Consider the following 26,200-nt stretch of genomic DNA (forward strand, 5'->3'; position numbering starts at 1 on the left):
TATCCTTTTCCCGCATGTTTTTTTCAAAGCAGGCGAACAAAGCAATATATGTCAAATAAGCAACGGTTGCCTCTGTTATTTTATTCCTAAGGAGGTTATAAATTGAGCTACAGTCCGATCATCTATGAGTCTATTGCCTTTATAGAGATGCATTTGCACGAAGAATTGTCGCTAGAGGGCATGGCTAAGTTTGCAGGGTTTTCAAAGTATCATTACCATCGGATTTTTCAGCAAGAGGTTGGAGTGACCGTATCTGAATATATCCGATTTCGTAGAATTGCAAATTCGTCCAACATGTTACTGTTCACAGATAAAAAAATTATAGATATTGCCATCTATTATCACTTTGAAAGCCAAGAATCGTTCACCCGTTCTTTTAAGAAATACTATCAATTACCGCCAGGGCAGTATCGCAAAATCATGGGCAAACTAACGATGCAAAGGGAGGAAATGAAAATGAAAAATGAACAATTATTAAAAGGATGGCAGTTAAGCGGAAGTCACCCCTTCAATTATCAGATGGGGATTGACCGGGAAACCTTCCATCAAGGGAAAGCGTCCGGATTTTTAAAGTCGATTACAGTGGTGCAGACGGAAGGCGAATTTGCAACGATGATGCAGCAATTCAAAGCGGACAAATATATGGGCAAAAGATTAAAGCTCTCAGGGTTTATCAAAACAAAGGCAGTGAGCGGGTTTTGCGGGTTCTGGATGCGAGTCGACGATGCTCTTCATGATGTACTGCAATTTGATAACATGAGTGACCGCCCCATTATCGGAGATACGGAGTGGAACCATTACAGCATCGTGCTGGATGTGCCGGATAATAGTGCCGTGATTGCTTTTGGTGTACTGCTCTCCGGAAGTGGGCAGGTCTGGATTGATGGGCTGCAATTCGAGGAAGTGGATACCAAGGTACCTACGACGAATATTGATTTTTCGTGTGATCTTCTAGACGAGCCTATGAATTTATCGTTTGAGGAGTAGAGAGGTGTTGCAGAATGAATGATGCTAAAAAACAAAGCCTTGGCATTGTCATCGGTCTTGTGATCGTTGCGGCCGTGATGGCTTCAAAGTGGTTGATGGGTAATATGTTCGTGAGCTTGGCAGGATATTTTTAATTAAAGTCCAATAGAAAAAGTAGCAGTTAGCTGTTCTTGTCACCCAACACTAATCATATTCTTGTCATAGTCACAGGAGTGTTCGACAAGAATATGATTATCAACTACAAAAAGCCGGCTGCTTCATTCTTTATTCAACTATTGTTCTTCGTTAGTAACTGCAGATTTAATTTTCATGGAGCTTAACAAAAAAAGTCTAAATTTTATGCGATCACTTCACACTTTGACCTCTACTTCTTGCATTTATTAGCTAACACTTGCTGATATCTGGTTTAAAATGGATTTTCTCCAATTACAAAAGGAATAAATATTGTATAAATTGAACGTGCAAAAAGCCTTTCCCAATGTGGGAAGGCTTCTTTATTTTGCATGCGCTGTAATGATGAAAATCCCTTCTCGACCCATATTTCGTTAAATGGGCGCCTCCGATTCCGCAACAGACGACTGCACATTGATCAATCCAATTCAGCGCGGGAGAATAAATCCCTAAATACGGCATCGTCCTCGCAAGCATCCTTAAATTCAATCGCAAATTTTTGCAAAGCCTCTCTATTGTCGGAATAAGCGCAGAACATAGAGGCTTCCGAGTCAAAATGCACGACATCCGCTAGATGAGGCATTCTTTCCTCAAGAAAAACAGCAGCCACAGAATCCCAATCGTAACCTCCGCCTTCAAAACCCTCGTCTGCCCTTGTTTGAAAAACTTCATCTTTATAAGTACCGACATCCAAAATCATGGATATATTTCCGCTATCATGCTCTACTAACCGAAAAGGTTTCATCCTCTCTGCAAAATTCCGTTCGCTCGCTGTCTGCACGGTCTTCGACTTCTTATGATTACGTTTCTTTTGCTTTCCGATACTATTAAGGCTCCAATCTAAAAACATCAACGCATTTTTATCCTCGGGGTCAAGTTTATTCGCGATTTCAAACTCTCTTACTGCTTCCTCATACTGCGACAGGTAATAATAGGAATAACCCAAACGGAAATGCCAAAGAGGGTCGTTCTCACCTTGCTTATCAATCGTCAAAAGCTGCTGCACCGCTTCTTCGTAACGTTCCAGATTGTTCATCGCTCTTGCCAAATGGCCGACTGCATCATAATCTCTTTCTTGTTCAGAAATTTCCAAAATTGCGGCTATAATTTTTTCATATTCGTTATCTCGATGCCAAAGGTTTAGCTGCTCCAAAAGGGCTTTTTCCATTATTCTACCTCTTTTTGTTATGGGTATGAGGCTGCTTACTATTAATTACCATGAATGCGAAAAGACCGCTGCTGTCCTCCTCTACGGGCGTGAAAGATAGCGGTTCTTCATTTACAATTCACCTTCCATATACTTGATAAGGTACATTTCAGGCTGCGCCAGAAACTCCGCAAAGCTGCAAAAGTCCGCATACTCCTTATGTTCCACGTCATAACAGCCTATTTGACCTTTTTTCTTCGGATTCCACACTAGATACAGATGGGAGTAATTATCGATATCGGCTGACAGACGCAGCAGCTTTTGCCGGCCGACCTTCATCTCAATCGTATCGGTCAATGTGAAGAAGTCGATATACGCGATTTCGTATTCATTCGGCGCGAGCTCAAGGCGAAGCTTGTCTCCGGTAAGAAAGCCGGCCAGTTCATCGGACAATTTATATTTTTGCAGCTCGTACTTTTTATTCGCCACATCATGAAACTCGGTAGGTTCCAAAGATTTCAAATAGTCAGCCAGCTCGGTATGCTTATTGCCGACCGCTATCGTATACGGCCGTTCACCGTCTTTTTCCGCTAAGGTAACGTCAGCGCCGCGTTCAACCAAGTATTTCACCATAGCCAGATTGCCCATACGCGCTGCAACCGTTAACGGGGTTGCTTGATAAGGATAGACCATATCAGGCTCGTTATAATTAATGTCCACCCCATGATCGAGTAAATACACGACTGTCTTACGGTCATGGTCCGACACGGCTGTGCGCAATACAGCACCGGCATGCTGCTTCATATCCAACCCAAGCTCGTGGATGAGCGGGATATTCTTTTTGTTGCCATAGTAGGCTTGAGAATACGCGCCTGATTTGACTTGATTGAGCTTGTCCAGCTTGGCGCCTTGCGCTGCAACGTAGCGAACGACGTCTTCCTTGCAATAGCGTACTGCCAGCAAAAAAGCCGGATTATTTTTGACATTCAGATTGACGCCATGCTCCACCAGCAGCTTTACAACATCCAATCTCTCCGATACAAGAGCCAGATCCAGCGGGCTTAACGTCGTATATTTGCTAAGTACGATGCCCTCTTCAATATCCCAGCCCGCCGCAATTGCAGTCTCCAGAGCCGGCATATTTCCTTCGTATATATGCATCGCAATTTCCGGCAGCTCTGCGAACTTCCCTATATCTTTCAGAGTGATCATCCATTATCCTCTCCCGCCCCGAGTCTTATGAAGAGTATAGAGAACTGCATGGCAAAAAACAACAGACTTAGGGCTTATTAGGGCGGGCAAGTATAACTTGATTCAGCATTGCCTACAAAAACGCGCCGAAGTAAAATTCCATCGCTTCCCGAGAGTAACCGTCACTCCCCTGCCATCCCGCGACGGAGTTAAAATCATGTGACCCGCCTCGAAGCTTACGGGGCGTATCGCGCTCAACAAGCAATCCGGCATATCCCCATATTTCCATAATGACATCACGCTCCTGCTTGCTTGAAGGAACCGTATCCTTCCAACGCTTCTCCAACTGCCTGGCGCTTTCATGATCGGCACAGCCCTGAATCGCTTCGGTCATTTTCCGGAGTATGGCAACATCCTCATTGGTAACCTCGTACTCTTCTTCTTTGCTGAATAATTCGAGATCCAGCCAGCAATAAAGAAGGTAGTTCAAACGGACACCTCCCCATTTAACCCGCTCGAAATTCAGTACGTTCAAATCCTCATTTACATAATCCCGGTTAGACATGATACGGTGGAAATTGCAATCCCCGCAGCTGCTGTAATTAGGCCGCACTACGCTCCGTTGTCCGTATGTATGGAGAGGTAATCCGGAAGTCAGAGCCCAGCTCGAAAGGGCACTTCGCAAATAGACTTTTTTCGTAGACAGACTGTGCAGAAACGCAGCAGTTGCCTGTTCTTTGGTAATCGTTTGATTTAATTCTTGCAGCCGATTAACCAATTCATTATGCGTAATCGTTATGGGATCGAACATCAGCCCTTTGCTATTGGCATAATCGAAATCCTCGCCGGCAAAAGCATTCGGCCTACTCTTCCACCCGCTGGAAGACCAGAAGGTGTCCAGCAAAATTTTTTTCGCCTTTTTATCCAAAATATCACTTCCTTGCCCGGTCCAAGACCGTAATAACATGCACCTTCATCATTTCTATAATCAGACTAGCGAGCTTAACTACCGTTCACAAGGAGCTTTCGGCCCACAGCACCTGCTATGAATTACTCTGTTGCATAACCACTACTCCCATTCAAGTAAACACTTTCTCGAATGCGCGTATGCATTTTCCGTCCTTCGAAGTGTCCAATACCGTGAACCTGATCACCGAGAATAACGATCCGAAGCCTTCGTCGTCCAATAGATCCCGCTACCAGCCAGCCACCTTCTCCGGATCGTTCCGAAACACGCCGCAGCCGTACGCTCCCAAGACAAAGGTTTTATCTTCCTTGTGGGCGAATATCGCCAAAGCCAACCGCATGCGGTCTTTCATTACGCGTTCCGCTTTTTGGCGGTCCTCCCCTTAAGCAAAACCTGTCCATAGTTCACGGCAGGCTAACGATGCGACGACTTCTGCCGATTTATCATAATATCCTTCTTTATGTAAAAGATTGATAGCCATAATGCAATCATTAATTTTATCTTTCATAGATGTCATCCCTTCTACTAGATTTGTCAGGTGTCTCCCAGCGACTGTTACGTTTCCGTCCAAGGCCAATTCGTTCCACATTAACATATTCTCCATAAAACCGCTTCTACGATGGCCTCGCTATATCCGCAGCAGTTCTTCTCGGTTTCGTAGCTGAGAACAACGAGCTGATATTTACGAACTTCGGTCCCCCCCGCTCTACTCTACCTATCTATACTATCACAATGTGGAAAATTATGGACAATATTGTTACCTTTACTCATAAGAAAAACCCCTAAAACCAAAGATCTTAGAGGTTCACAACTCACACCATCCCACATCCCTACATTACTCCCACGAGTTTCCCCCAACAAATTTTTTTGCCCTACTTGTGATATGGTTCAGCTTACGTCTTCTTCTGAAAGGCTATTCCAGGCTATTTAACTTATTGATGACATTCTGAAGTCCCAATTCTGTTGACTTCTTGAAATAGAAAATTTCAAATTACTACTCCCAGCTTTGAAAGAACCCGATCCATTTCATCAAAATGTTCTTTGTCACTTGAAGCATAGATCAAATCAAAACTATCGTTATTTTTCATTACTGTTATTATGCTGTCATCGTAATTCCCATAAAATTCGATGCCAATCCAATGCCGAAAGGAAATACCTTTATTATTAAAATTTTCACGAATAAAATCCAAGTCGGTTTGTTCAATGGAATAGAACGATTCACAGCCGTAATCAAGAGCGAATACGGTTTGCAAATAGGCCATCGCATGAAAAAAATCGGTCAATGTTTCAAAATCCTTTTTCCATACCTTTTCATCGTACTCATATAGACAGGGGGATTGGACCTGGATAAATCGTTCTTAGCGTATCCAGGGCTTTAGTTCAAGTACATTGAAAGCCTACGCCCTTCAGCTCAAGATGCTACTGAGAGAACTAGGAGACCTGGATATCCAATTCGCTGGGTAACCTTGTTTTGTTCTCACCCATTCGAATCCGCCATCTCTTGAAATGGACGAGGTAGCTGCTGAGCAAACTACCAAGCACGTCTCAGCCGTTCATCAAACCGTATGCAGAGTGAAACGAAGTAGTCTTCTTCTCGGTCACAGACAGTCGGCTAGATTCGCTCTCTCCCTTAGAAAGTTATAATAACTTTGCCTTGTGAGTGACCAGTAGAAACTTGTTGTAGCGCCTTATTAATATCATCAAATTTGTAAGTAGAATCAATTGAAGGTTTAATATTGTCATTTTCAATAAGGCTAGTAATCTCTTGTAGCTGTCTTCCATTGGCTTGCACAAATAAAAAGTGATATTCTTTTTTATCTCTTGCTGCTAAACGGTCTAAACGTGCACCTACTAAAGCAAACAACATTTTTTTCCACATTGGAAGATTATTTTCAACGGCAAAGCGATAATTTGGTAAAGCCTTCAATGATACTAATTTTCCTTGAGGTTTTAAAATATCAAGTTCCCTTTTTATTTCGTTTGTACCCAAGGTGTCTATAACATAATCTATATTGGATAGAACCTCAGCATAGTTTTCCTCCTTATAATTTATAAATTCATCTGCTCCAATCGACAGTACACGTGATCGACCTCTTTCACTGCCACTTGTAATAACGTATAACCCCATTGCTTTAGCAATAGGGATTGCCATAGCACCGAATCCGCCAGTTCCGCCAGGAATAAATAGTTTTGCATTAGGCTGAGTGTTGAGCACTTCTTTCAATGCTTGATAAGCTGTTAAAGCAGTAAGTGGGACCGCAGCTGCTTCAATAAAGGATAGATTTTTAGGCATTTTAAATATAGCTTCATCTTTGACCGCCACATATTCAGCGAAAGCTCCTATTTTATTCACCGGCAACCTCGTATAAACTCGGTTACCAACCTGAAAATCAACAACATCTTTACCACATGCTTCTATAACACCAGAAAGTTCATTGCCTAATGTTAATGGGAAATCATAATCAGCAATCATTCGGATACTGCCATTTAAAATAAGAATATCTAAAGGATTTACACCTGCAGCTTCTACTTTAACGAGTACCTCACGATTATCGATTTTCGGTATTTTAACATTGTTTATTTCCAAATGAATTTCTTTTGAGTATTTCTGTATTTGAGCAGCTCTCATGTTGTGCCAGCTTCCTTTCCATTTGCAAATCTTATGGCGTACAATTTTCAGTTGTACGCCATTTGTGGTTTCACTTATTCTTATTGCTGTTGAGCTTTTAATTCTTCCATTATAGGGTAGTCTGTATAACCTAAGCTTCCGTTACCAGCGTATAATGTTTTAGGATCAACTTCATTTAAAGGTGTTCCTTTTTTTAGACGTTCCACAAAATCCGGATTAGCTAAAGACCAGATACCGACTGGCACCACATCAGCAGTACCACTATCAATATCTACACTAATATCTTCAAGTGCCCGCCCTGCTCGATTGACCAATAATGGATTTGACCAAATTGAACGAATTTCACGGAGCAGTATTTCATTCCCTAAATGCATAACATGGAGGTATGCTAAATTATACTTAGCTAATTCTTTTACAAGATGGCGATAAACCTCTGGTCCTTGTGCGCCTTCATCAATCCCACCAAGAGGTGTTCCTGGTGAAATACGGAAACCGGTTCTTTCTGCTCCAATTTCTTCAACTACTGCTTTTGTTACTTCGATTGCAAAACGAGCACGATTCTCCACAGATCCACCGTATTTATCGATTCGTTTATTAGAATTTTCACCAATAAATTGATTAATTAGATAACCGTTGGCTCCATGAATTTCAACCCCATCAGCACCTGCTTTAATAGCTGCTGCAGCTGCTTTTCGAAAGTCTGCAATAGTATTTTGAATATCTTCTTCGCTTAGCTCTCGTGGAACGGGTATTTCCTGCATTCCTTTATCAGTAAACATTTCTACACCAGGTGCGATCGCTGAAGGTGCAACTGCTTGTCGATGATGCGGAGTATTGTCGGGGTGCGATATACGGCCCACATGCATTAATTGTATATACATAAAGCCCCCTGCTTCATGTAATGCATCGGTAACCTTTTTCCAACCTTCTATTTGCTTTTCAGTATAGATGCCAGGTGAATTTAAATAACCTTGTCCATCATCAGATGGTTGTGTACCTTCACTAATAATTAATCCCATTGATGCTCTCTGAGCATAATAAAGGGAGCTTAGTTCTCCCGGTGTGCCGTCCTTTTGTGCTCTACTACGTGTCATAGGTGCCATTGCTAATCGATGAGGTAATTCCATATTTCCAATTTTCGTATTACTCCACAATTTGTTCATTTTGTAGTCTCCTCTATAAATTAAGTTAGAAATGAAATTATTATTAAGAAAGATGAGGGTACAGTGCAGGAACGCCACCTGCAAGTCCACCTTGTATCATTCGGCTGTTATCATCAGCAATAATTTCAAAACTGCCAGATTCTATGCCATCAATAGCTATTTTTGCGATATCTGCAGGGCTTACTTTGGGAACTTCTAAGCTGGATGTCATGTCTGTCTCCATAAAGCCAACATGTAATCCTGCTACTCTCACATTATGTGAATACAAGTTTATACGTAAATCGTTCGTCAATGCCCATGCTGCAGCCTTCGCGGCTGTATAAGCACCCGCAGTTCCGGAACTAAACCAAGATAATGCGGAAAGAATATTCAAAACCGAGCCTCCCCCGTTTTTCTCAATGATCGGTGCAAAAGCACGAACCATGTATAGCGTACCGAAGAAGTGCGTATCAAACTCCAACTGTATTTTGTCCACATCACCTTCCAACAAAGAAGCGCCAGTAGATGATCCTGCATTGTTGATTAAAAGCGTAACGTCCTTAGCGAGGATAGCAGCTGCTTCAACTTCTTGAGTGTTGGTAATATCAAGCTTTACAGGTATAACGCCTGGAATATCAATGGTTTCCGGATTTCTTGCACCTGCATAAACCTTAGCCCCTCTGGATAGAAGTTCAAGGGTGAGATGGCGGCCAAAACCTCGGTTTGCTCCAGTTACAAATGCCACTTGTTCAGAAATTATCATTTTATTTACTCCTTTTATTCATCTTTTAACTACTATATGGGAATGATCATTCTAAAATGTACACAAGAATAGATCATTCATGAAAGAAAACTAAAGCAAGGAAAGAAACATATTTTGAGAACGATCATTCTAAAAAATATACAAGAAGGATCGTTTAAAGAGATCTATAAACGAGACAACACTCAGTTATGAGAACAATCATTCTAGAATATGCATAAGCAATTATATTTAAATAATAATTACTTATATAAAAGTTTAATTGATAAATCGGCTATTCGATGTAATTTTTCTTTAGGCACGGAGGTCCTTGTCATTACCCTTAACCCCACACAAACAGAATGCAGATGTTCCGCTAGATCGTCGGCATTGTAATCCAAGCTAAATTCTTCATCCTGCTGCCCCCACAGAATAATATCTTTGAGCAGCTTCTCTGATAATGTGAACGATTCAGTGGACTTCAAATCCACATTGGCATCGCGCATTGCTAATTCCACCGCTGAATTCACCATCAAACAGCCTGAGGGCGAATCTTCTTCACCATTTATTATGAAACTAAAGATAAGCTGAAGTGCCTCAGTTGCAGTCTTGGAACGTTTAACTTCCCTCGTAAGCTCAGCATTCACTTTATCGCGAAAACGGTCCATGGCTTTCAAAAACAGCGTATGCTTGTCGCCAAATGTGTCATATAAACTTCTTCGATGAACTCCCATATGCTCTACAAGATCTGTCAAAGATGTCTTCTCGTAACCCTGTTCCCAAAAAAGCTTCATCGCCTTATCTAATACTTCGTTCTCTTCGAATTCTTTGCTTCTTGCCATTCGATTCCCTCCCTAATAGTAAATGTAACATATTGAGAACGATCGGTAAAGAATAGATTTTCTAATCACTGTTAACGATGTGCTCTTTTAGCTTTCTTCTTTACTCTTTCCGACTGGTCTGTGGTGACTTACCTCCGAGCAGATCCCTTCCCTGTCCCTTTTATTTATCTTAGACTTTTCATACAGGACATTTCTTAGTGCATAAATCATCATAGCGCGACTATGTAGGTAACTTTAAGTCAATAAACCACAATGTAGGCACTTTTGTGCATTTTTTATTGACACAAATGTACCTACATAAAAAAGAAAAGCCTGATCTAACAAGCTTTTCTCGAGTAGCTTATTTTGGCACTTTTGTGTCATTGGACAGTAATAGTTCGTAACTTCATCCATCGAAGCAAACCGCAGTGTTGCCGTCCACTGCCCATCACTCACCTCACTTTTTATATGATAAGCAATTTACTAAGATAATCATTCACTTATATCAATTGTTCCAACATAATAAAACCATATCGACTCTAGTTCTAGGGTGATATGGGCGCCTGCCTTGAGATGTTATTTTTTAATTGCAGCTTTCAGAATTTCGATCTTCTCTTGTCGTGATAGATCCGATGAGGTTGAAATGCTATATCCAAATTTACCGCCATCTTGCCAAAAAACGTATTTAGGGAAAACATTTGCCGGAAGGTTATCGTCAAAATAACCTTTCTTCTTCCCTTCCTTCGCATCCACCACAAACTTCGTAATCGCAAGCGTATCTTCCCCGTTCGTGTATTCCAGGCGAATATCGTCTGCTTCTTTCCAGTCCATTTTTTTCGTGAAGACCGGTTTGCCGCTCTTCTTCCCTTCGGCCCTTAAATCATCGATGAACTTGCCTCCCAAGGGTCCTCCGATTCTCGCTTTGGAGAAAGTGTAACCATCTGGCAGGTTGGAGGGCTTTTGCAAGACAACGCCTTTTAAGGTTGATGCTTTCTGGAGATATTCATTAAAGGAAGCGTATTCCTTCGTCAGCCCCCAGTAGTTAAGATCAAGTCCGCTGTTGAGTGCCTTGTACTTATAATACATGACGTAGGTATCTCCAGTCTTGGCGGTCAAATCCTTCACTCTCTTAATTTCTGCGTCAACCACCTTTTTTTCCGCTGCCGTTGGAGCTTGCTCGGCTGCTTTTTTAGCCGTCGACTTCTGGGCTAACTTGGAAGAAGCCGCGTCTACCACAAGGTTCATCGATGAACCCAATAGTAGAACACTGCTGAGGGTTGCGATGGCTAATTTTGATGCTGCTTTCATGTGAAAAACTCCTTCCTGTGATCCTTGTTAAAACTACACGTGTAGTTATATTTTAATACTACAGTTGTAGTCATAGTTTGTCAACACTATTTTATCGGACCCTTTTCGAGTATCCATGAAATAAAAAAAACTCCTCCGGAGAGCAGTTTGATCGTACGACGGATTCGTTATTGCTGTTTTTTCCACCCCAAGGTTCCGGTTCCGGCGTACCTGGCGTTGGAAGCAGTCCTAGGTCATGGAAGATTAAATCGTCGATGCCGGTCTTCACATAGATTCGTTGTTATTTTGGGTTGTTGCATCGTCTCATAATTGTATGCTGGGTAATTTTGTGAAATTATACTAATAAAAAAACCGCGATTTACGCGGCGGTTCGACGTTAGGCTGAATGGTTCTACCTTTAATCAATTTTCTTATCGATCATCGTTGTTGCGACTCTCGTCAAACAAAGCTTTCAAGTCATCAATTTCTTTCTCGTTCAGCTTCTTATCCTGCAAAAAATTAGCGAGCATGGGCTTCAAGGCGCCGCCATACAGTTTCTTCATGAACGATTTGGTCTCTGACTTCAAATATTCTTGTTCGCTGATGAGTGGATAGAACAAAAAGTTCCGTTTGGATCCCTCTTCCTGTGTTGTTCCCGCCGCTTCTTTCTGCACTAGACGGTTCAGGAGCGTCCTTGTCGTATTCGGGCTCCACCCCACTTGTTCCGCCAATTGCTTGACGACCTCGCTGGAAGGACAATTCGGACTGGCCCACAATACGCGCATAACCTCGAGCTCCGCATCCGTGATGGGTGGTATTTTTATCATGCCTAAACCCTCCAAAATCAAGTTATGACTACATCTGTAGTCATATTTAAATAGTACAATTGTGGTCTGATCTTGTCAACCTGCATTGTGTTTCATTCTAAAAATAAAGTTTTGCCGATCGATACAGCCTTGACCTTTAGGTCTGACCTAAGGTATATCTTGGATATATGCCGAGCTATTATCTTTAGGAGTGAACGTGCCTATAGGATCATGTTTTTGTCTGTTTTCGGCAATCAGTACAAGTTCTTGTCCTGAGCAAAGGACAAGAACTTGTACTGATAAAAGACATGAACTTGTACCTATTCCCGATTAATCTACCCTCCGCAATGAAAAATACTGATCCAGGGAAGATCAGTATTTTTATAAAGATTTTAAATGATAAAGATCTTGAGAAAACTCTCCAAATGGCTACTTAACGAAGTATGAATTGATAAGCGAACAGAAATTTCAGAGGATAAGAAAAAATATCCTTACGGTAAAGTAAATATTAATGTTACGTCGAACACACCGAGCGAACGCGCCATGAAACGCGCCGTCGATATTATAAACGGAAACGCAATAAGTCACGTCGATAAAGATGTGGAAAATAACGTAGACGTCGGGTGCCCTTCCTCACGCCTCTTTTCGTGTGGTAACAAGATATATTCAGGATTCTGTTCTGCATACAAAGTGGAAGTATATGCACGACACAAAAAAGAACACTCCCAGAAAAAATCTAAGGAATGCCCTTTATTTTCATTAAACTAAAAAACTTTTTCCTTATAATTACTAATCAGCTCTTCTTTTACTGGTTTATATTACCTATTTTTTGATTTAACAGACTTACTATTTCCTTTGAATTATTACTCATTCCGTCGTCAATATTCTGATTCTTATTAGAGTTGGAAAGTAACCGCGAATAGTTTTCTGTACTTGTAGCTTCGTCCTCAGCTTGTTTTGTTTCACTCAATAAAACTTTTGAGCCGTCTGAATTAACAAGATACTGTCTAATATAAGCGCCTTCCCTTGCTGTAACCAGTTGCCCCTTTTTTTCTACCGATTTGTCCTTCTTTTCTTCGTCTTCTTTCTTTTCAACTGTTTGTATGAGAAGCGTTGATTTAAACAACTCTTTGTTGTTTGATAGATTGTTGCGTTGGTTAATGTGATAAACGCTAGGACTAGAATTATTAATACGCATGACTCCACATCCTCATCGAATGGAATTTTTTGAAATAGTTGTAACATCTCATTTAATATCGGTATCTTTTATTGAGTGATGAATACAAATTGCGATTTGGACAAAAAAGGGACGCCCGCGGATCCCCCCGTTAACGTCTTTTATGAATTTAATATCAATATCAATGTTTTCCCCATCGTCATCCCCTGCAAATTCCTTGTAAGTTTCTTCGCGTTTCACCATTCCGGACTTATATTATCTACGTTCTTTGACATCCCCAAACACGCCGAGTACCTGATGATTTTCACCTTAACCGAACAAAAATAATAACCCGGGAATGTCGAAAACCCGTGCCGTTACTGCATTTCGTTAACCTTGTTTTCGTGGATGTGCTCTTTGATCCATACACGCATGTACTATTAATAAGTGGAAAAGAAGTGCCGATGACCCCGGAAGTTCTTGAACGTTTCAGTGAAGCTAATGAGGAGTTCTCCAGCAGAGCACTGCGTGTACTTGCCTATGCTTACAAAACCGTGCCGGGTATAGGGCATGTCATCTCAAAGCCAAGCAATAACCGTGCCAATTAGAGCTGCTGAACCGTAGCAAGTGGTAATGCCTTTCTGTATAGGTATCTTTGAATGATCAGCGGCGCCCTCCTTCTTCTCCTGGTGTGCAGTAATAATTTCCGCCATCAAGTTGAACAAACGATCTGTTAAAATCGGACTTCGTTTCGACGTGACGATGTCCGCCAGAGATCGGTCATTTTGACGTAGGAAGGAGCGAAGAAGCGCCGTGAAATGGCTCCTGCGTGTAACCCCTAGATTCTCCGCTAATTGCGAAGGCAACTCTTCTCCATCGTTATCTTCAAGTCTGCCAAAAAACGATAGCGCCCTGTTGATAAACCGAATCTGGAGAAATGAATCTCCACTGCATGTCCAAGCTTGGCTCCCGCGGCCATTAGCCTAGACGCGACGAGTATAGCCTGTGCGTCTATGTCTAGGTTATAGGGATCAATCTGACGCTTGGATTGGTACAAGCGTGGGAATAGCGTTAATGTCATTTGTTACATTATTATTATTGTTCATATATTTATGTATGGCCCCTAATTACTTTTTCGTCAACACATTTTTCTATCAATGCCAATGAAAACCAACGGCAGAGATCCTTAGAGTAAAAAAACCGACAGGCTGAGTTGCCTCTTGTAACTACCATCTGCACCACGTCTCCGTGCCCGTTGTACAGGTAATAATAGTCCTAATGCAGAAAGACTGCCGGTAAATTTCTCCGACAGTCTTTCTCTTAAAAAGTAGTATTCTTATCTTCATATTCGCTGGACAATCCCTTAAGCGATTTGATTTTACCATGGGGATGCTGTTCTTGCTTTCGTGACTTCCAGGCAGCTTCCTTCCTTCCTTCTCTTCTGGTGAGCCATAAAAGATATCCTCCTCTGGAAATTGAGATGTATACTACTTCCTTATGATGTCATTCCATGGCTACGTTCATTCATATAATTATTTTGTGTTTACAGGCATAATACACTAGGGTATTTGTTTTTTGGTACGTTCTCTCGTATCCGTTGGCCGCTGGTGCATACTGTAAGCGGCACAATCGAGTTTTCCGATCAGATTTGCACATTGTAGCCAGTTTATGGAGTAATAGTTCCTTTGTTAAGATTGGCCGTTTATAAAACCGTTATTCAACGTGGTATCATAATTACAAAAAAACTTATTATTCTCCTTATGGTATCGAGTTGCAAATGAGTGTCTTAACGGTGCACGGTTAGAGCTGGTTTTCCAAAGGCAATTGCATATTTTTCAACGAGCTTTTCAATAGATCTTTGATTTAAACAGCGATTAGTACCTTTCCTTCCAACCGGTGCAGCCATAAATAAAAATGAGCTGATTTCTCTGGTTTGTACCGTGCTTCTCTAATTTTAAGATAATTGTTTGAATCCATGTTAACAAAAAATATAATTCTCCAAAATCAACGACCATGGAACTCCCTCGGGACTAAGACTGCCCTGTGATTTATTATTCTGCAAATAGTTTCGCATACGGATTTTCGATCTTTTGTTCGCTGCTGCTCTTACCTGTGTTATTCAGAACATAATATTGATAGAAATGGTTTGAAAAATTCAATGATTCCAATGCTTTAGCCATAAATGGATCTTCCGTCTGATCACTCAATTGGTCCCCTGTCCAAAAATAATGCAACATGAGACGATTCTGGTTATACGGATGTTTGATAATGTAGGCTCCGGATTGATTAGACTTATTCATGATTTCCTGCCATTTAAAACCGACTGTATCAGCACGCTTGATGATGCCGGACTTCAAGGCTTGTACAAACCCATTCGCATCCGGTTTGCCTATGACAATGATATTACTGTCCCCTAGCTCCTTCTTAAGCTTGTTTTTTAATACTTGACGTTCCGTTATAATCGTTGGCTTTATTCCTGCTATTTGGAAGAAGCCTTGAAACTGGTTGAGCAATTGATCCTGTTGTTTTGTTGCTTTGTCCGATGTCAAACGGTCGCTCAAGATAATCGTTAGCGGCTCGCCCTGCAACGTTTTATCGATAATTCGGCTCATCGTTTCAGACGGAACCTCTGGAAACTGCACAAACACCGAATGGTATATTGATTTAAATTGCTCGTACATATAAGCGGCTTCCTCGTCCGCTGTTAGACGATATTCAGACTTCAAAGAATAATTGGGCTGGCGCAAATCCGCTTCCCAATCATCTCTGATCTTTTTGCCCGCTTTGTTCTCAACAACCTGAAGCAGTCCTTCGATCGTCGCATTTTTGTATACATACTGGTCAAAATATGTCTGCATCAACTTATCAAACTTCTCTTCGCCAAGCGTACGATACAACTCATAGATGGCTTGACGGCCTTTTTTATAAAAAATGGCGTCGGGAGAATCGCCAACCTTATCATTGGTCGCATCAAGCGGACTATCTAACGATACTTCATCGAATTGAATCACCTTGAATCCATTTAACGGATTTCCTTGTTTCTCATAGAAATAAACCATAGAGAAATCGGCAAATCCTTCATCTAGAAATGATTCCTTCTCAGAATTATTTCCAATTAATGCGTGGAACCATTGATGCGCAATTTCATGGACAAATGCTGAATGGTTCGAAATATCTGGCTGACCCTCGATCATGCCCATCTGAATCATTCGCGAAAATTCAACAGCGATCCCTTCAACGTACGATTCAACAATTCTGAACTCCGGATAAGGATATTTACCGTATTTTTCGCTGAAGAAGTTAATGACTTTAAACGCTTGATCAATATATTGATCGATAATCTGTTTTTTGTCTTTCTGATTATCAAAGTAATAGTATTGTATGGTCAGACCATCTCGTGTAACACTTTCTACTTTAAAATCTGGACTCGTGAAGAAGACAAATTCTCTCGTATTATTCGCAGTGGCCGTTACCATCTTGCGGCCTGCTTCGGCATCCTGTACGGTCAGTGTTCCAGGCATGGAAACCTGGTAATCGGCGGGTACATTCATGGTTACCTGATAATCCGCAGAATCATAATAATCGGATTCAAATGTAGTGCTGTAAGGAGTTTTGTCCCATGTATGATCTGCAGGGTTATAGACCGAAAGCACAGGGAACCAATGAGCGCCATTGATGATATTCTTGTAATGGGACAACCGCTGTGAGCCATAAGGAATTTTTACGTCAAATTCAAGTTCCAGTGTGATAGATTGCCCGGGCTGCAATGCTTGTCCCAATGCAACCTTAAGTGCCTGATTCGTATTATCGAACTTCAAGGGTTGACCAAACGACTTCACATTGTTGATGTCAATGCCGCCCAGGAAATCTTCAGGTTTTTTATCCGGATTTTCCTTTGCCATTCGTTCATTTGAATTTTCGAACATACCCGACTGTGTTTCCTTTGAACGGTTTGCATCTGCAAAGGTGTGAAATACAATATTGTCCAGTGTATCCTTCGTGTTGTTTCGATAGGTCACAGTTTCTGTACCGTGAATTGTCATCTTCTTCTCATCAAGCCTTGCGTCTACTTGATAGCGCGCAAGCTGATGAACAGCCGCATCGGCTTCTAGCAACGAATCGTTCTGAATTGTTGGTTTCGCCGCCATCGCTATCCCCGTCCCGAAAACAGGGCCTGTACTTAATGCGACAACAAGACTGCCGGCAATCATGCACTTCGGTAGTTTAGTATTCCAATGTTTAAGTTTATTCATGTTGCTCCTCCTAATGATAAGTTCCTAATCATGATCGTAGATTCTCGAGTATGTACAAAGACTAGTATAAAGCTCTTACTTTACACGAGTTTTAAAGGAACCTTACATTAACCTTAAAAAGGAATCACTTATAGTTTTTTAAAACAGATACTCTGCACAAGTGTATTCCACTAACACGACTGTTGAGAGAATAGAAAACGGCCCATGGATGAGTGGGTAAATCGATAAAACAGCTTTCCAAGGAGGTCCGCTCCCGCACTTGGCTTGACAATACATCTAGCCCAACAGGCTACCGTTATAGTAGCGCCTGTTGGGCTTCAAAAAAGGGTCTTATGTGGCTCTTGAACTAAAAGCTTTAATTTTTATCATAATCAACATGAAAGCAAGCAAAGCGAATATGATTCCACTCCATATGAGCGGATGTATCCCCCATTGAGAGATAAACCAATCACCAATGGAAGCTCCCAACGTAATGCTTTTAGCCTCACTGACACGGAACTCTATAAACGAAATGATGATCGATTTGAGCTGCTATATTTAAAGGAACGGGAAAAGGTACGCAATGACAATTTGGAATAATTCAGCTTCCATATATGCCAGGATTCGAACTCGGAGAAGGCCGCCTCATCTTGCTCGGTTAACCAGTGAAAGTCTCCTTTCAGGTTTTCTTGCAGCAAGACGTTCTCATCGGCTTCTGAAAAATAAAAAAGATAATCTCCGCCATGCAGAGTGACTCCCGCTTCATTCAATTTTCGGCGAATGATCTTCACAGACAGGTCTTGTCGTTGATAAAGGCTTACCTTATCGGCCATCGCATGCATCAGGACCGCCATAACCAGACTGTCTTTATCCAGGTTCGTGTTGATGGCAACAGTAGCGACTTCATCGGTATAGAGGATGTCTCCGTTCAAAAATTGCTTCCGCCAAAAGTCAGTTATCGTTTGTGAGAATAAAGACATACTTCTTCCCCCCCTCGCTAACTTCATTTTACTACTACGCCATTGTACCTTCTTTGCTAAAAAAGCCTCCTGTTGGACCGTCCAAGGGAGCGTAGCTAAAACGATAACAATGGACGGCATCTTCCCTCAACGTTCATTGAATAATAAGTTGTCACATGTTACTTTTCAAGCCTCTTACACCACTCAGCACCATTTTCTCATGATCAGCTCAATCGGACCTCTTTTCATCCACTTTCTCCACAGACTCGAAAAGATAATGGAGATAATGAAATAAACGGTTCCGTATGCCATTGCAAAAGAAAGACTTCCGTTTTCCAAATAACCCACTGTCATAAGAAAACCAATTCCGATCACTACGTGCCCGATATAATGGGTTAACGATAACTGTCCTGTATGGATCATCGCCTGTGTCAGAAGGGAATTTTCAAATTTATCGACCACATAAAGACAGATCGCAATGATGGCGACAGCTGAACAAATGCCAGAGAAAACATACAGCATTGTGGGCGGCATCGGTTTTGTTCCAAAAAGATAAGTTGCTGCTTCTTTACTCAGTACTGGGGAGGTCCATTTAACCAAGAAGAAAGAAATCGATTCAAAAACAACCGTTCCTGACAACGAATATACTAGTAATTTCGAACGGTTTTCCTTATTCAGCCAGCGCTTCCTGCCAATCCACATGCCGATGAGGAAGAAGCTCAGCCAAGGAAAAATGGGATGAAATCCGTTAAATAACAGATTGCGAGTAAACCCTTCTATCGTCCAAAAGCCCATGTATTCCTTAAAACTCGAGTCCCATCCCTTGCTGTAATCGAATACGACTAAAAACAACTGCGATGCTACCAGGATTATCGAAAACAAAACTAGTATTATATTATCGGATACTGTGATCAAGACTGCAGCTACAAGCATAAATACCGCATAATAATGCAAAATATCGGCACTCCAGCCTATTAGCAATAAAAGCACGCCAGATATAAACAGAAAAGCAGCTCTCTTGTACAAGCTGTTCCGGATTTGACGAATGAGTTCCCAGTTCATTGAGTTACGGGCTTTCGAGGTCATTAATGCCACCCCAATGCCAGCCAACACGACAAACAAGGCGGATGCTCTCCCCTCAAAAAGGCCCGCTATCGCTTGCAACCATGCAGGTCCGCCACTCTCTGCCTGCATCGCTAGCTTATAGTTCACCATTACCATGCCGAAGATCGCCAATGCTCTTGCAAAATCAAAGGCAGTTATCCGCTCTTTCGCTTGACTCATGCCATATCCTCTCCCTTAATACATTTCGCTTTATGACGTGACATCGCTCAATAGATAGCAGCAGCTTTTCCCATTGAGAACCGAGTGAGTATCCTAATCCGATAAAACTAATACACCAAAATAAGGCACCTCTATAAGCATAGACTTCAATGGTTCAGAACGAAGAACCCAAAATGCCTGTGAAGTATCCGGTTAGCGTCACTCCTAAGGGATGCGGCTTGGAATAACTAAACAATAAACCCTAGGTCTGACCTAAGGTCAATTATTTTGTTCAAAATTTCAAGAAGTATGTTCTATTTTCCTGATTTTCTGTATTGAACAACAGGCATGCAGGACGTCTCTAGATCACAAGCACGATGCAGCGGGGTTGTGGTGCATAGCTCAAATTAATGATGATTGAACTGAAGTTAAGGGATGGGGCAATCATTTTGGAAACAGACCTAGATTTGTCTAAATGGAAGCGTTTTGAAGCAGAGATCATCCTATTAACCGTAAGATGCTATTTAAAATATAGTCTAAGTTATCGTGATCTCGGAATGGGTAAACCAAGCGTAACGGGCCGTCCCTGAAACCAAAGCTATATTCCCCCAAGGATTATAGGCGCCTGTTCTAATTACCGCTATAGCCTGGTTCGCAATATTTCCCATTAAATCCACGTGGGGTACGATTTCGTGCCCACTTTCCGGAAATAACCTCTGGAGCTCTGCGTAATCACTGACAATGAGAATTTGATCATGATCCATAGCGGCCAACACTTCATTTAGCCCGCGATTAATATGCCTTTTAGCTTTATTTGATTTCAACTCCCAGTCCCTCTTTAAGTTTAAAATCTTTTAGCTGCTTCATTACCTTTAGCTCTTTCCAAAAGCTGTCATGCAGCTGCTGATAAAGCGGATAAAGTTTATTATACAAGCTAACCTTGTCCGTTTCAGGCTGATAACGAAACGTCATCCTATGGGTCATATGAGAAGCAGCCAGAAGAACACTTTCATAACCTCCATCCGATTGATAGGCTGCGGCAAAAATAGCTAAACCGAGAGCAGATGCGTAAGGTGTTGTCACTACCTGCAGTTCCTTTCCCGTGACATTCGCATAAATTTGCATCAGCAAAGCATTTTTAGTAGATAAACCGCCACATGCATTCAGAGTTTTAATTTCAATACCACCTTGCTCGAAGGCTTCTATGATTGTTCGAGTCCCATAGGCCAATGCTTCCATAAGAGACAAATAAATATCCCGTGGTTTGCACTGCAGACTCAGCCCAACAATTAATCATGAAAGAGAATTATCATTCAAGATAGAGCGATTTCCATTAAACCAATCCAATGTCATTAAACCGCTTTCACCTGGATGAAGCATCGCTGCTTTTTGCTCGAGCCATTGATAGATGGAAAAGCCTTGGGCGTTAGCCTCATCGTGAATCGTTTTGGAAACCGCATTTTTTACAAACCAAGCCAGCATATCTCCACCTGCTGCTTGTCCCGCTTCATAGCCGAAATAACCTGAAAGAATTCCGTCTTCAACTACACCGTTCACACCCGGAATAAATTTCGCTTCCTCCGACATTACCATATGGCAAATTGAAGTTCCCATGAGCATTAGCAGGTGGCCTGATTGCACAATGCCTGCTCCGAGAACACTGGCATGCGCATCAATCGTAGATACAACTACAGCCGTACTCTCCGTTAAGCCCAATTGTTCCGCCGCCTGAGCGGTAAGCTTGCCGGCCACCGGGACGATGGGGGAGCTATCTTTTCTTCCACAAAATACTCTAAATCCTCATGCAAATCTTTCAAAAAGGAACGTGAGGGAAACCCATCCTGCTTACTCCAGATTTCTTTATAGCCTGCCGCGCATGAATTGCTTTTCCAATGTCTGGTTAACTGCAACACAATCCAATCGTGCCGGAAGCACAGTGCAGGCTGTAAAATCGACACCTAAACTGATCACTTGACTAGGGTCTATGTTGGCTTGTTGCAAGCACTCTTTAATAGTATGGATCAAAACCTCCATATAGTCGTTAGGGTCCTGCAGCGCCCAAACGCTCTCTAGCGGAATTGAGGAATCCGGTAATTTCCCTGTAATGACTCCATGCTTATAAGATTTCTCTTCGATAGCCTTCACGGTGCCATTCGCCACATTAACCAGTAAAGCTCTTGCCGATTCTGTTTTCTTGACTTTTTTTATGTGAATAGCGGTTTGAACTGCTGCCGCTTTCGTCCCAGACGTCAGGGACAGCACGTGTAAATATGCTGCCTTTACGCTATTGACTTTGAACGCCAACGTCACCGCCGCAAAGTTCCACTATGCGTTTTACAAGTGGAAGTCCAAGTCCGTATCCTGTTCTGTAATGAGAAGTATCACCCAGATAAAATTTATCGAAAATATGAGCTTTAGTCCAAACCCCTATATATCTTCCACTTTCAGAAAGAATTACTGCTCCATCCTCCTGCACTCCCCTCATTTCCTTGTCATTAAATTTTCCACTTATAAACAAAATGATTTTAAGGATGGTCGAAACTAAATGGATATAATTATGTGTTCAAGCTCCCACATCAGTTGCCTAGAAATCGATTTTCGTTTCTTTTATAGACTTAATATACCTATAATATCGTTTTAAAATTCATTCAAGTTACTCTCACTTCATCTGCCTGAATGTTCAGGTTAAATAAAGAAATTTATACAACCCCTTGACCTTAGGTCAGACCTAAGGTGTATCGTTGAGGTATTCCAAGGGTTAGGAGTGAGTTTTTATGAAGAGTGAAATTACGATTAGTGAATTAGCTAATGTTATGAACGTCTCTGTTCATCAAATTCGTTATTTTGAAGAGAAAGGAGTTCTTGAGCCCGCCTACACAGATAACAGTAAATATAGAATGTACGGCATCGATCAAATATATCAGATATCACATATTCTATTGCTTCGCAAGCTGGGAGTGTCTGTTCAGTCCATAAAAGATTGTATGACCTCCTATTCTGCAGATCAATATCGACAGCTTCTTCATCATTCCTTGCGGGAAGTAGATGCGGAGCTGATGCGGCTCAAAGAGCTTCAACAGTTCATCAAAAAAGTTTTGCAGGAACAGCAAAACTTTAATTCGCAGTCCAACCACTATCAAATAAAGCGGCGTGACACTACCTATTTTGCACGTTGGATTGAAATGGATTCACACACTAAGCCTAATGCCAGACTGTTGGCTGAACAAGCGAAGCATGTTCCGAACTTGTTCGAATCGGACATTCATTATATATACGATGATTCGAGTACAACTACCTTATGCCTGGAAACTCACGGGCCTGGCGACATTTGTTTGCCTGAGGGAAATTACGTTTCGATACAGTCCCTCGTTAATGATGAAGAAGAGCTTGAACAAATGATTGAACAGTTGTACGACTATGCTGCTGTGCAATCATATAACCTAGCTGGACCCCTTATCCTTATTGAAAGATCCTATTTATCATTATTTAGCAAGAACGAGTTGCATTACGAGCTGCAAATCTTGATCGAATCGGCTCTAATTCAGAAAAGGGAAATCGAACATGACGATAGCGCCAATAACAATCGAACCAATGCAGGCCAAGTACAATCCCCAGGTTAGCCGATTGCTTGTTCACGGGTTTCGCGGAAAATTCCAAACCCTGACGAACATGAACGATGACGATCTCGCTCTTTTTTTCGAAAATCTGTTTGAACATTACCCCACCGAACCGGCAGGTCAAAGAATGGCCGCCCTGCAGGATGGAAAAGTGATCGGTACGATTTCTATCAAATGGAAGCCCGAATATGATATGAAGCAAAAGCAAAAACTTCCTTCGCGGAAAAGCTTCAATAGGTTAGGAAAATGGAACCAGGTTAAAATGTTGATCGGATTATCTTTATTAGATCATAAACCACAGGCTGGAGAATGTTATATTGCTGACATTGTTGTCCATCCGGACCATCGAAGCAAGGGGGTCGGAAAGCTATTATTACAGTGGGCGCAGCATTTTGTGCTAACTGAGCCACACCTAGATGTGCTGAGCTTACACGTCGTAGGTAGTAACCCGCGTGCCAAGCATCTATACGAGCTTCTGTCATTCCAGACTCATTTACAAAAAAATAGCTTAGTACGGCATTTGTTATTCAATGAATCGAAGTGGGATTATATGTTGATGAAGTTGAAACAAAGCGAATCTATCAGAGGAGAAATATGATGAAAAAGAAAATAACGATCGCCATTATGATCATCGTCCTGCTATTTGGCGGTGCAGGACTTTATATTTTGAAACAACACAGCTTTGATATGGTTGAGCAAGCTGTTGAAATCCAGACGCCCCAAGGCAAATTGACAGGTACGTTTGTACTTCCTAAAAACTATACGGACAAACTGGGATTAGTATTGTTTATTCATGGTGACGGCCCCATTGAAGCCTCCCTCGATGAGGGCTATAAGCCGCTATGGGAGCGGTTAGCTTCCGCTGGCTACGCTTCCTTGTCGCTGAACAAGCGGGGCATCAACGGCTCAGAAGGAAATTGGCTGGATCAAAGTATCGATGATCGCGTGGAAGAAGCGCGTCAGGCTATCGCCTGGGCAAAAGCACAGCCGATGATTGACGCAACAAAAATAGGAACGTGGGGTGCAAGTCAAGCAGGATGGGTTATTCCAAAACTGGCCGGTAAAGAACCGCTTGCCTTTAGTATACTCGTAGCACCTGCCATTAACTGGTCGAGTCAAGGAGAGTACAACACTCGTATGCAAATGCAACACGATGGTTATGCAGAAGCTGACATTGAACAAACAGTGGCAAAGAACATGGAAGTAAGGAAACTTTTAACGGAAAATGCGTCTTATGACGAATACTTGAAGCTAGTTGGCGAAAAAGATGCGATGTCAAAAGAGCGTTGGGCTTTTGTCAGCAAAAACTTTTTGTCAGATGCAACCGATGATCTTCGCCTTTTCCGCTCTCCTGTGTTGCTGCTATTAGGTGACAAAGATATAAATGTAGATTCGAAAGAGACGGAGCAAGTATATCGCGGCATCGTACCGCCTGAATTATTGACGGTAACCGTCTTCCCTGACACGGAACATAGGATGATAAGCACGAAAACGGCGGATTCAGATTTTCGAGCTTTGATGATAAGTATATTCGCCCCCCGGCAAATTACGGTGCCGAAATATTTGGATGAAATGGAAACGTTCCTAAAAAAAATCCGCAATCAAAGTAACATACTTAGTGAAGTAGAGTTTTGAACATTACATTTCGATACAGTGTCTAATTTATGAATATAAGGTGTCGAACAATTACCTGAACAGTTTGATGACAGGGTGACTGTTGGATAATTTCTATTGGGATGGGCGCAGCAGCTTGTCCAAGTAGAGCCAAGGGCCATTCGTTCGTCATTGATATTAGAAATGAGTGGGGAAACATTTGCGTAAATTATCTAGAGAAAAAATATCATTAGTTGTCATCTTAATTAACCTATTTATTGCCTTTGTAGGGGTAGGCCTTGCTTCTCCAATCATGCCATCCCTTGCAAAAGAAATGCAATTAACCCGCCAAATGATGGGATACATGAATTGTCTATATGGGAATCAGCTCCTCAATGGTGTTAGGAGTGCCTGTTGGCATATTAATAGGTAACTCTTTTGGCTGGCGTGTTATTTTTCTCGGAATCACCTTGCTATCTCTTCTCTCTATGGTTCTTATTTATGCATTTTTGGAATAGATCCTTGCGGAAAATATCAAGCCCTTATCTGTACAGATCAAGGCTTAAGGTAATTTGAAAGTAGCAAGTGCTCATCTCGCGACGCTCTTTACCCTGGCCGGACATTATACGCTATATGCTTATTCCACTCCATTCTTAGCATCTGAGCTGCATCTTGATCAATATTGGATAAGCATGTGTTATTTTATCTTTGGTATATCTGCTGTCTTAGGAGGAGCATTCGGCGAGGTACTTGGAGATCGTCTTGGTTCGCGTAAATGTATTATTATTGTTATCAGTTCCTTTGCAGCCATTTTATTATTGCTTCCCTTCTCTACCATCTCGATAATCTCATTCCTTGTAGTTATGGTCATTTGGGGGGTACTAAGCTGGAGTCTTTCGCCACCTCAACAGAATTACCTTATTCAGATCGATCCTGATCATTCAGATATTCAACAAAGCTTTAATAACTCGGCTCTCCAAATTGGCATATCCTTGGGTTCAGGAATTGGAGGAGTTGTATTAGAACAGACAGGTACGGTGCGAAGTACAGCTTGGGTTGGTGCGGCTATCGTAATTGTAGCCCTAGTATGTGTTGTTTTTTCTCTTACTAGACCTACTTCAGCAATGAAGATAATTATACAGAGATGAATAATTACTTGAGAATAAGATAACCCGATTAATTCGAGTAGGATGTACGTGGACGCTCCGCGAACTACATAATTTATACTGTGTAACATTTTCAAGTGAAAGATTCAAAATTCTTGCAAAACCTTGATTGTAGATACCCCATTCATATATTAAGGTGGAAATCGGTTAAAAAGGAGGTGCTATACACTTTCATAATTAATAACCACCTTTAATTAATTCAACAGCTCTCTCAATATACTCGTCTCTGCCTTCCATAATCCCTTCGATGGTAGGATCAAGACGAATATCTGGCTGCAATCCTATTCTTTGCGTTGGGTTTTTATCTGGATTAAATATGCCGAGTCC

23 protein-coding genes and 6 pseudogenes are annotated in these 26,200 nt (G+C 41.7%); 6 read left to right on the forward strand and 23 right to left on the reverse strand.

Annotation, left to right across the window (positions count from 1 at the left end):
- Positions 1-102: 102 nt before the first annotated feature.
- Positions 103-987 carry a helix-turn-helix transcriptional regulator gene (locus PAENI_RS30100; protein WP_149647784.1) on the forward strand — a complete coding sequence of 295 codons (885 nt, stop codon included), beginning with the start codon at positions 103-105 and terminating at the stop codon, positions 985-987.
- Positions 988-1,576: 589 nt separating this feature from the next.
- Here the strand turns inward: PAENI_RS30100 and PAENI_RS30105 are convergent.
- The 12 genes from PAENI_RS30105 to PAENI_RS30165 form a co-directional block, all read right to left on the reverse strand.
- Complete coding sequence (locus tag PAENI_RS30105) at positions 1,577-2,326, reverse strand: immunity 51 family protein (RefSeq protein WP_149647785.1); 750 nt, start codon at positions 2,324-2,326, stop codon at positions 1,577-1,579.
- A 111-nt stretch (positions 2,327-2,437) separates the two neighbouring features.
- The gene (locus PAENI_RS30110; protein ID WP_149647786.1) at positions 2,438-3,517 is read right to left on the reverse strand and encodes an ankyrin repeat domain-containing protein; all 1,080 of its coding nucleotides are present in this window, start codon (positions 3,515-3,517) and stop codon (positions 2,438-2,440) included.
- 112 nt (positions 3,518-3,629) lie between these two features.
- Entirely contained in the window at positions 3,630-4,424 is a 795-nt protein-coding gene (locus tag PAENI_RS30115; protein ID WP_188114746.1) for a hypothetical protein, read from the reverse strand.
- Between the two features lie 421 nt (positions 4,425-4,845).
- Positions 4,846-5,052, reverse strand: a complete 207-nt coding sequence (locus tag PAENI_RS32105; protein ID WP_188114747.1) for a hypothetical protein — start codon at positions 5,050-5,052, stop codon at positions 4,846-4,848.
- A 397-nt stretch (positions 5,053-5,449) separates the two neighbouring features.
- On the reverse strand, positions 5,450-5,746 hold the full coding sequence (locus PAENI_RS30125; protein ID WP_262495779.1) for a hypothetical protein: 297 nt from the start codon (positions 5,744-5,746) through the stop codon (positions 5,450-5,452).
- 347 nt (positions 5,747-6,093) lie between these two features.
- Positions 6,094-7,092 (reverse strand): NADP-dependent oxidoreductase, encoded by a 999-nt coding sequence (locus PAENI_RS30135; RefSeq protein WP_149647788.1) that lies wholly within the window; start codon positions 7,090-7,092, stop codon positions 6,094-6,096.
- 80 nt (positions 7,093-7,172) lie between these two features.
- Positions 7,173-8,255 carry an alkene reductase gene (locus PAENI_RS30140; RefSeq protein WP_149647789.1) on the reverse strand — a complete coding sequence of 361 codons (1,083 nt, stop codon included), beginning with the start codon at positions 8,253-8,255 and terminating at the stop codon, positions 7,173-7,175.
- A 43-nt stretch (positions 8,256-8,298) separates the two neighbouring features.
- Positions 8,299-8,997: an SDR family oxidoreductase gene (locus PAENI_RS30145; protein WP_149647790.1), complete on the reverse strand. Its 699-nt coding sequence runs from the start codon at positions 8,995-8,997 to the stop codon at positions 8,299-8,301.
- Between the two features lie 239 nt (positions 8,998-9,236).
- On the reverse strand, positions 9,237-9,815 hold the full coding sequence (locus tag PAENI_RS30150; RefSeq protein ID WP_149647791.1) for a TetR/AcrR family transcriptional regulator: 579 nt from the start codon (positions 9,813-9,815) through the stop codon (positions 9,237-9,239).
- A gap of 555 nt (positions 9,816-10,370) precedes the next feature.
- Positions 10,371-11,102 carry a hypothetical protein gene (locus PAENI_RS30155; RefSeq protein ID WP_149647792.1) on the reverse strand — a complete coding sequence of 244 codons (732 nt, stop codon included), beginning with the start codon at positions 11,100-11,102 and terminating at the stop codon, positions 10,371-10,373.
- Positions 11,103-11,512: 410 nt separating this feature from the next.
- Positions 11,513-11,908, reverse strand: a complete 396-nt coding sequence (locus tag PAENI_RS30160) for a BlaI/MecI/CopY family transcriptional regulator (protein ID WP_149647793.1) — start codon at positions 11,906-11,908, stop codon at positions 11,513-11,515.
- A gap of 784 nt (positions 11,909-12,692) precedes the next feature.
- Positions 12,693-13,085: a hypothetical protein gene (locus tag PAENI_RS30165; protein ID WP_149647794.1), complete on the reverse strand. Its 393-nt coding sequence runs from the start codon at positions 13,083-13,085 to the stop codon at positions 12,693-12,695.
- A gap of 329 nt (positions 13,086-13,414) precedes the next feature.
- Here PAENI_RS30165 and PAENI_RS30170 point away from each other — a divergent pair, with 329 nt between their 5' ends.
- Complete coding sequence (locus PAENI_RS30170) at positions 13,415-13,651, forward strand: hypothetical protein (protein ID WP_149647795.1); 237 nt, start codon at positions 13,415-13,417, stop codon at positions 13,649-13,651.
- A 213-nt stretch (positions 13,652-13,864) separates the two neighbouring features.
- Here the strand turns inward: PAENI_RS30170 and PAENI_RS30175 are convergent.
- From PAENI_RS30175 to PAENI_RS30215, 11 genes and pseudogenes are all read right to left on the reverse strand, one after another.
- A pseudogene (locus tag PAENI_RS30175) lies at positions 13,865-14,149 on the reverse strand (MarR family transcriptional regulator); the annotation flags it as partial.
- A 214-nt stretch (positions 14,150-14,363) separates the two neighbouring features.
- A pseudogene (locus PAENI_RS32420) lies at positions 14,364-14,496 on the reverse strand (DUF6254 family protein).
- Between the two features lie 295 nt (positions 14,497-14,791).
- A pseudogene (locus PAENI_RS32850) lies at positions 14,792-15,020 on the reverse strand (tyrosine recombinase XerS); the annotation flags it as partial.
- Positions 15,021-15,094: 74 nt separating this feature from the next.
- The gene (locus PAENI_RS30185; RefSeq protein ID WP_149647796.1) at positions 15,095-17,296 is read right to left on the reverse strand and encodes a M1 family metallopeptidase; all 2,202 of its coding nucleotides are present in this window, start codon (positions 17,294-17,296) and stop codon (positions 15,095-15,097) included.
- A gap of 330 nt (positions 17,297-17,626) precedes the next feature.
- Positions 17,627-17,770: pseudogene (locus PAENI_RS32855) on the reverse strand (MFS transporter); the annotation flags it as partial.
- A 26-nt stretch (positions 17,771-17,796) separates the two neighbouring features.
- Positions 17,797-18,255, reverse strand: coding sequence for a hypothetical protein (locus tag PAENI_RS32110; RefSeq protein ID WP_188114748.1), 459 nt, complete (start codon positions 18,253-18,255; stop codon positions 17,797-17,799).
- 183 nt (positions 18,256-18,438) lie between these two features.
- A complete protein-coding gene (locus PAENI_RS30200; protein ID WP_149647797.1) occupies positions 18,439-19,518 on the reverse strand; it encodes a DUF418 domain-containing protein in 1,080 nt (359 codons plus the stop codon).
- 515 nt (positions 19,519-20,033) lie between these two features.
- The gene (locus PAENI_RS32115; RefSeq protein WP_188114749.1) at positions 20,034-20,321 is read right to left on the reverse strand and encodes an RbsD/FucU domain-containing protein; all 288 of its coding nucleotides are present in this window, start codon (positions 20,319-20,321) and stop codon (positions 20,034-20,036) included.
- Positions 20,308-21,117 (reverse strand): annotated as a pseudogene (locus tag PAENI_RS32860) (FGGY-family carbohydrate kinase). The gene PAENI_RS32115 and the pseudogene PAENI_RS32860 overlap by 14 nt, the downstream one beginning before the upstream one ends.
- 240 nt (positions 21,118-21,357) lie before the next feature.
- The gene (locus PAENI_RS32435; protein ID WP_223179038.1) at positions 21,358-21,759 is read right to left on the reverse strand and encodes a hypothetical protein; all 402 of its coding nucleotides are present in this window, start codon (positions 21,757-21,759) and stop codon (positions 21,358-21,360) included.
- 22 nt (positions 21,760-21,781) lie between these two features.
- Entirely contained in the window at positions 21,782-21,982 is a 201-nt protein-coding gene (locus PAENI_RS30215; RefSeq protein ID WP_149647799.1) for an ATP-binding protein, read from the reverse strand.
- 289 nt (positions 21,983-22,271) lie between these two features.
- On the opposite strand from PAENI_RS30215, the gene PAENI_RS30220 reads away from it, so the two are divergent.
- The 4 genes and pseudogenes from PAENI_RS30220 to PAENI_RS30235 all read left to right on the forward strand — a co-directional run.
- Positions 22,272-23,117, forward strand: a complete 846-nt coding sequence (locus PAENI_RS30220) for a helix-turn-helix domain-containing protein (protein WP_149647800.1) — start codon at positions 22,272-22,274, stop codon at positions 23,115-23,117.
- Positions 23,089-23,712, forward strand: coding sequence for a GNAT family N-acetyltransferase (locus PAENI_RS30225; protein WP_262495782.1), 624 nt, complete (start codon positions 23,089-23,091; stop codon positions 23,710-23,712). The genes PAENI_RS30220 and PAENI_RS30225 overlap by 29 nt, the downstream gene beginning before the upstream one ends.
- Positions 23,712-24,749: an alpha/beta hydrolase family protein gene (locus PAENI_RS30230; RefSeq protein ID WP_149647803.1), complete on the forward strand. Its 1,038-nt coding sequence runs from the start codon at positions 23,712-23,714 to the stop codon at positions 24,747-24,749. The genes PAENI_RS30225 and PAENI_RS30230 overlap by 1 nt, the downstream gene beginning before the upstream one ends.
- Before the next feature lie 326 nt (positions 24,750-25,075).
- Positions 25,076-25,855, forward strand: a pseudogene (locus PAENI_RS30235) (MFS transporter); the annotation flags it as partial.
- Positions 25,856-26,200: the final 345 nt, after the last annotated feature.

Source organism: Paenibacillus sp. B2(2019) (assembly GCF_008370385.1).
In the GTDB taxonomy this organism is placed as follows: domain Bacteria; phylum Bacillota; class Bacilli; order Paenibacillales; family Paenibacillaceae; genus Paenibacillus_AQ.

Coding starts and splice junctions, on each gene's coding strand:
- PAENI_RS30105 (WP_149647785.1), bottom strand. CDS start 2,326: ATGGAAAAAGCCCTTTTGGAGCAGCTAAACCTTTGGCATCGAGATAAC.
- PAENI_RS30110 (WP_149647786.1), bottom strand. CDS start 3,517: ATGATCACTCTGAAAGATATAGGGAAGTTCGCAGAGCTGCCGGAAATT.
- PAENI_RS32105 (WP_188114747.1), bottom strand. CDS start 5,052: ATGTGGAACGAATTGGCCTTGGACGGAAACGTAACAGTCGCTGGGAGA.
- PAENI_RS30135 (WP_149647788.1), bottom strand. CDS start 7,092: ATGAGAGCTGCTCAAATACAGAAATACTCAAAAGAAATTCATTTGGAA.
- PAENI_RS30140 (WP_149647789.1), bottom strand. CDS start 8,255: ATGAACAAATTGTGGAGTAATACGAAAATTGGAAATATGGAATTACCT.
- PAENI_RS30145 (WP_149647790.1), bottom strand. CDS start 8,997: ATGATAATTTCTGAACAAGTGGCATTTGTAACTGGAGCAAACCGAGGT.
- PAENI_RS30150 (WP_149647791.1), bottom strand. CDS start 9,815: ATGGCAAGAAGCAAAGAATTCGAAGAGAACGAAGTATTAGATAAGGCG.
- PAENI_RS30155 (WP_149647792.1), bottom strand. CDS start 11,102: ATGAAAGCAGCATCAAAATTAGCCATCGCAACCCTCAGCAGTGTTCTA.
- PAENI_RS30160 (WP_149647793.1), bottom strand. CDS start 11,908: ATGATAAAAATACCACCCATCACGGATGCGGAGCTCGAGGTTATGCGC.
- PAENI_RS30165 (WP_149647794.1), bottom strand. CDS start 13,085: ATGCGTATTAATAATTCTAGTCCTAGCGTTTATCACATTAACCAACGC.
- PAENI_RS30185 (WP_149647796.1), bottom strand. CDS start 17,296: ATGAATAAACTTAAACATTGGAATACTAAACTACCGAAGTGCATGATT.
- PAENI_RS32110 (WP_188114748.1), bottom strand. CDS start 18,255: ATGTCTTTATTCTCACAAACGATAACTGACTTTTGGCGGAAGCAATTT.
- PAENI_RS30200 (WP_149647797.1), bottom strand. CDS start 19,518: ATGAGTCAAGCGAAAGAGCGGATAACTGCCTTTGATTTTGCAAGAGCA.
- PAENI_RS30215 (WP_149647799.1), bottom strand. CDS start 21,982: ATGAGGGGAGTGCAGGAGGATGGAGCAGTAATTCTTTCTGAAAGTGGA.
- PAENI_RS30220 (WP_149647800.1), top strand. CDS start 22,272: ATGAAGAGTGAAATTACGATTAGTGAATTAGCTAATGTTATGAACGTC.
- PAENI_RS30225 (WP_262495782.1), top strand. CDS start 23,089: ATGCAGGCCAAGTACAATCCCCAGGTTAGCCGATTGCTTGTTCACGGG.
- PAENI_RS30230 (WP_149647803.1), top strand. CDS start 23,712: ATGAAAAAGAAAATAACGATCGCCATTATGATCATCGTCCTGCTATTT.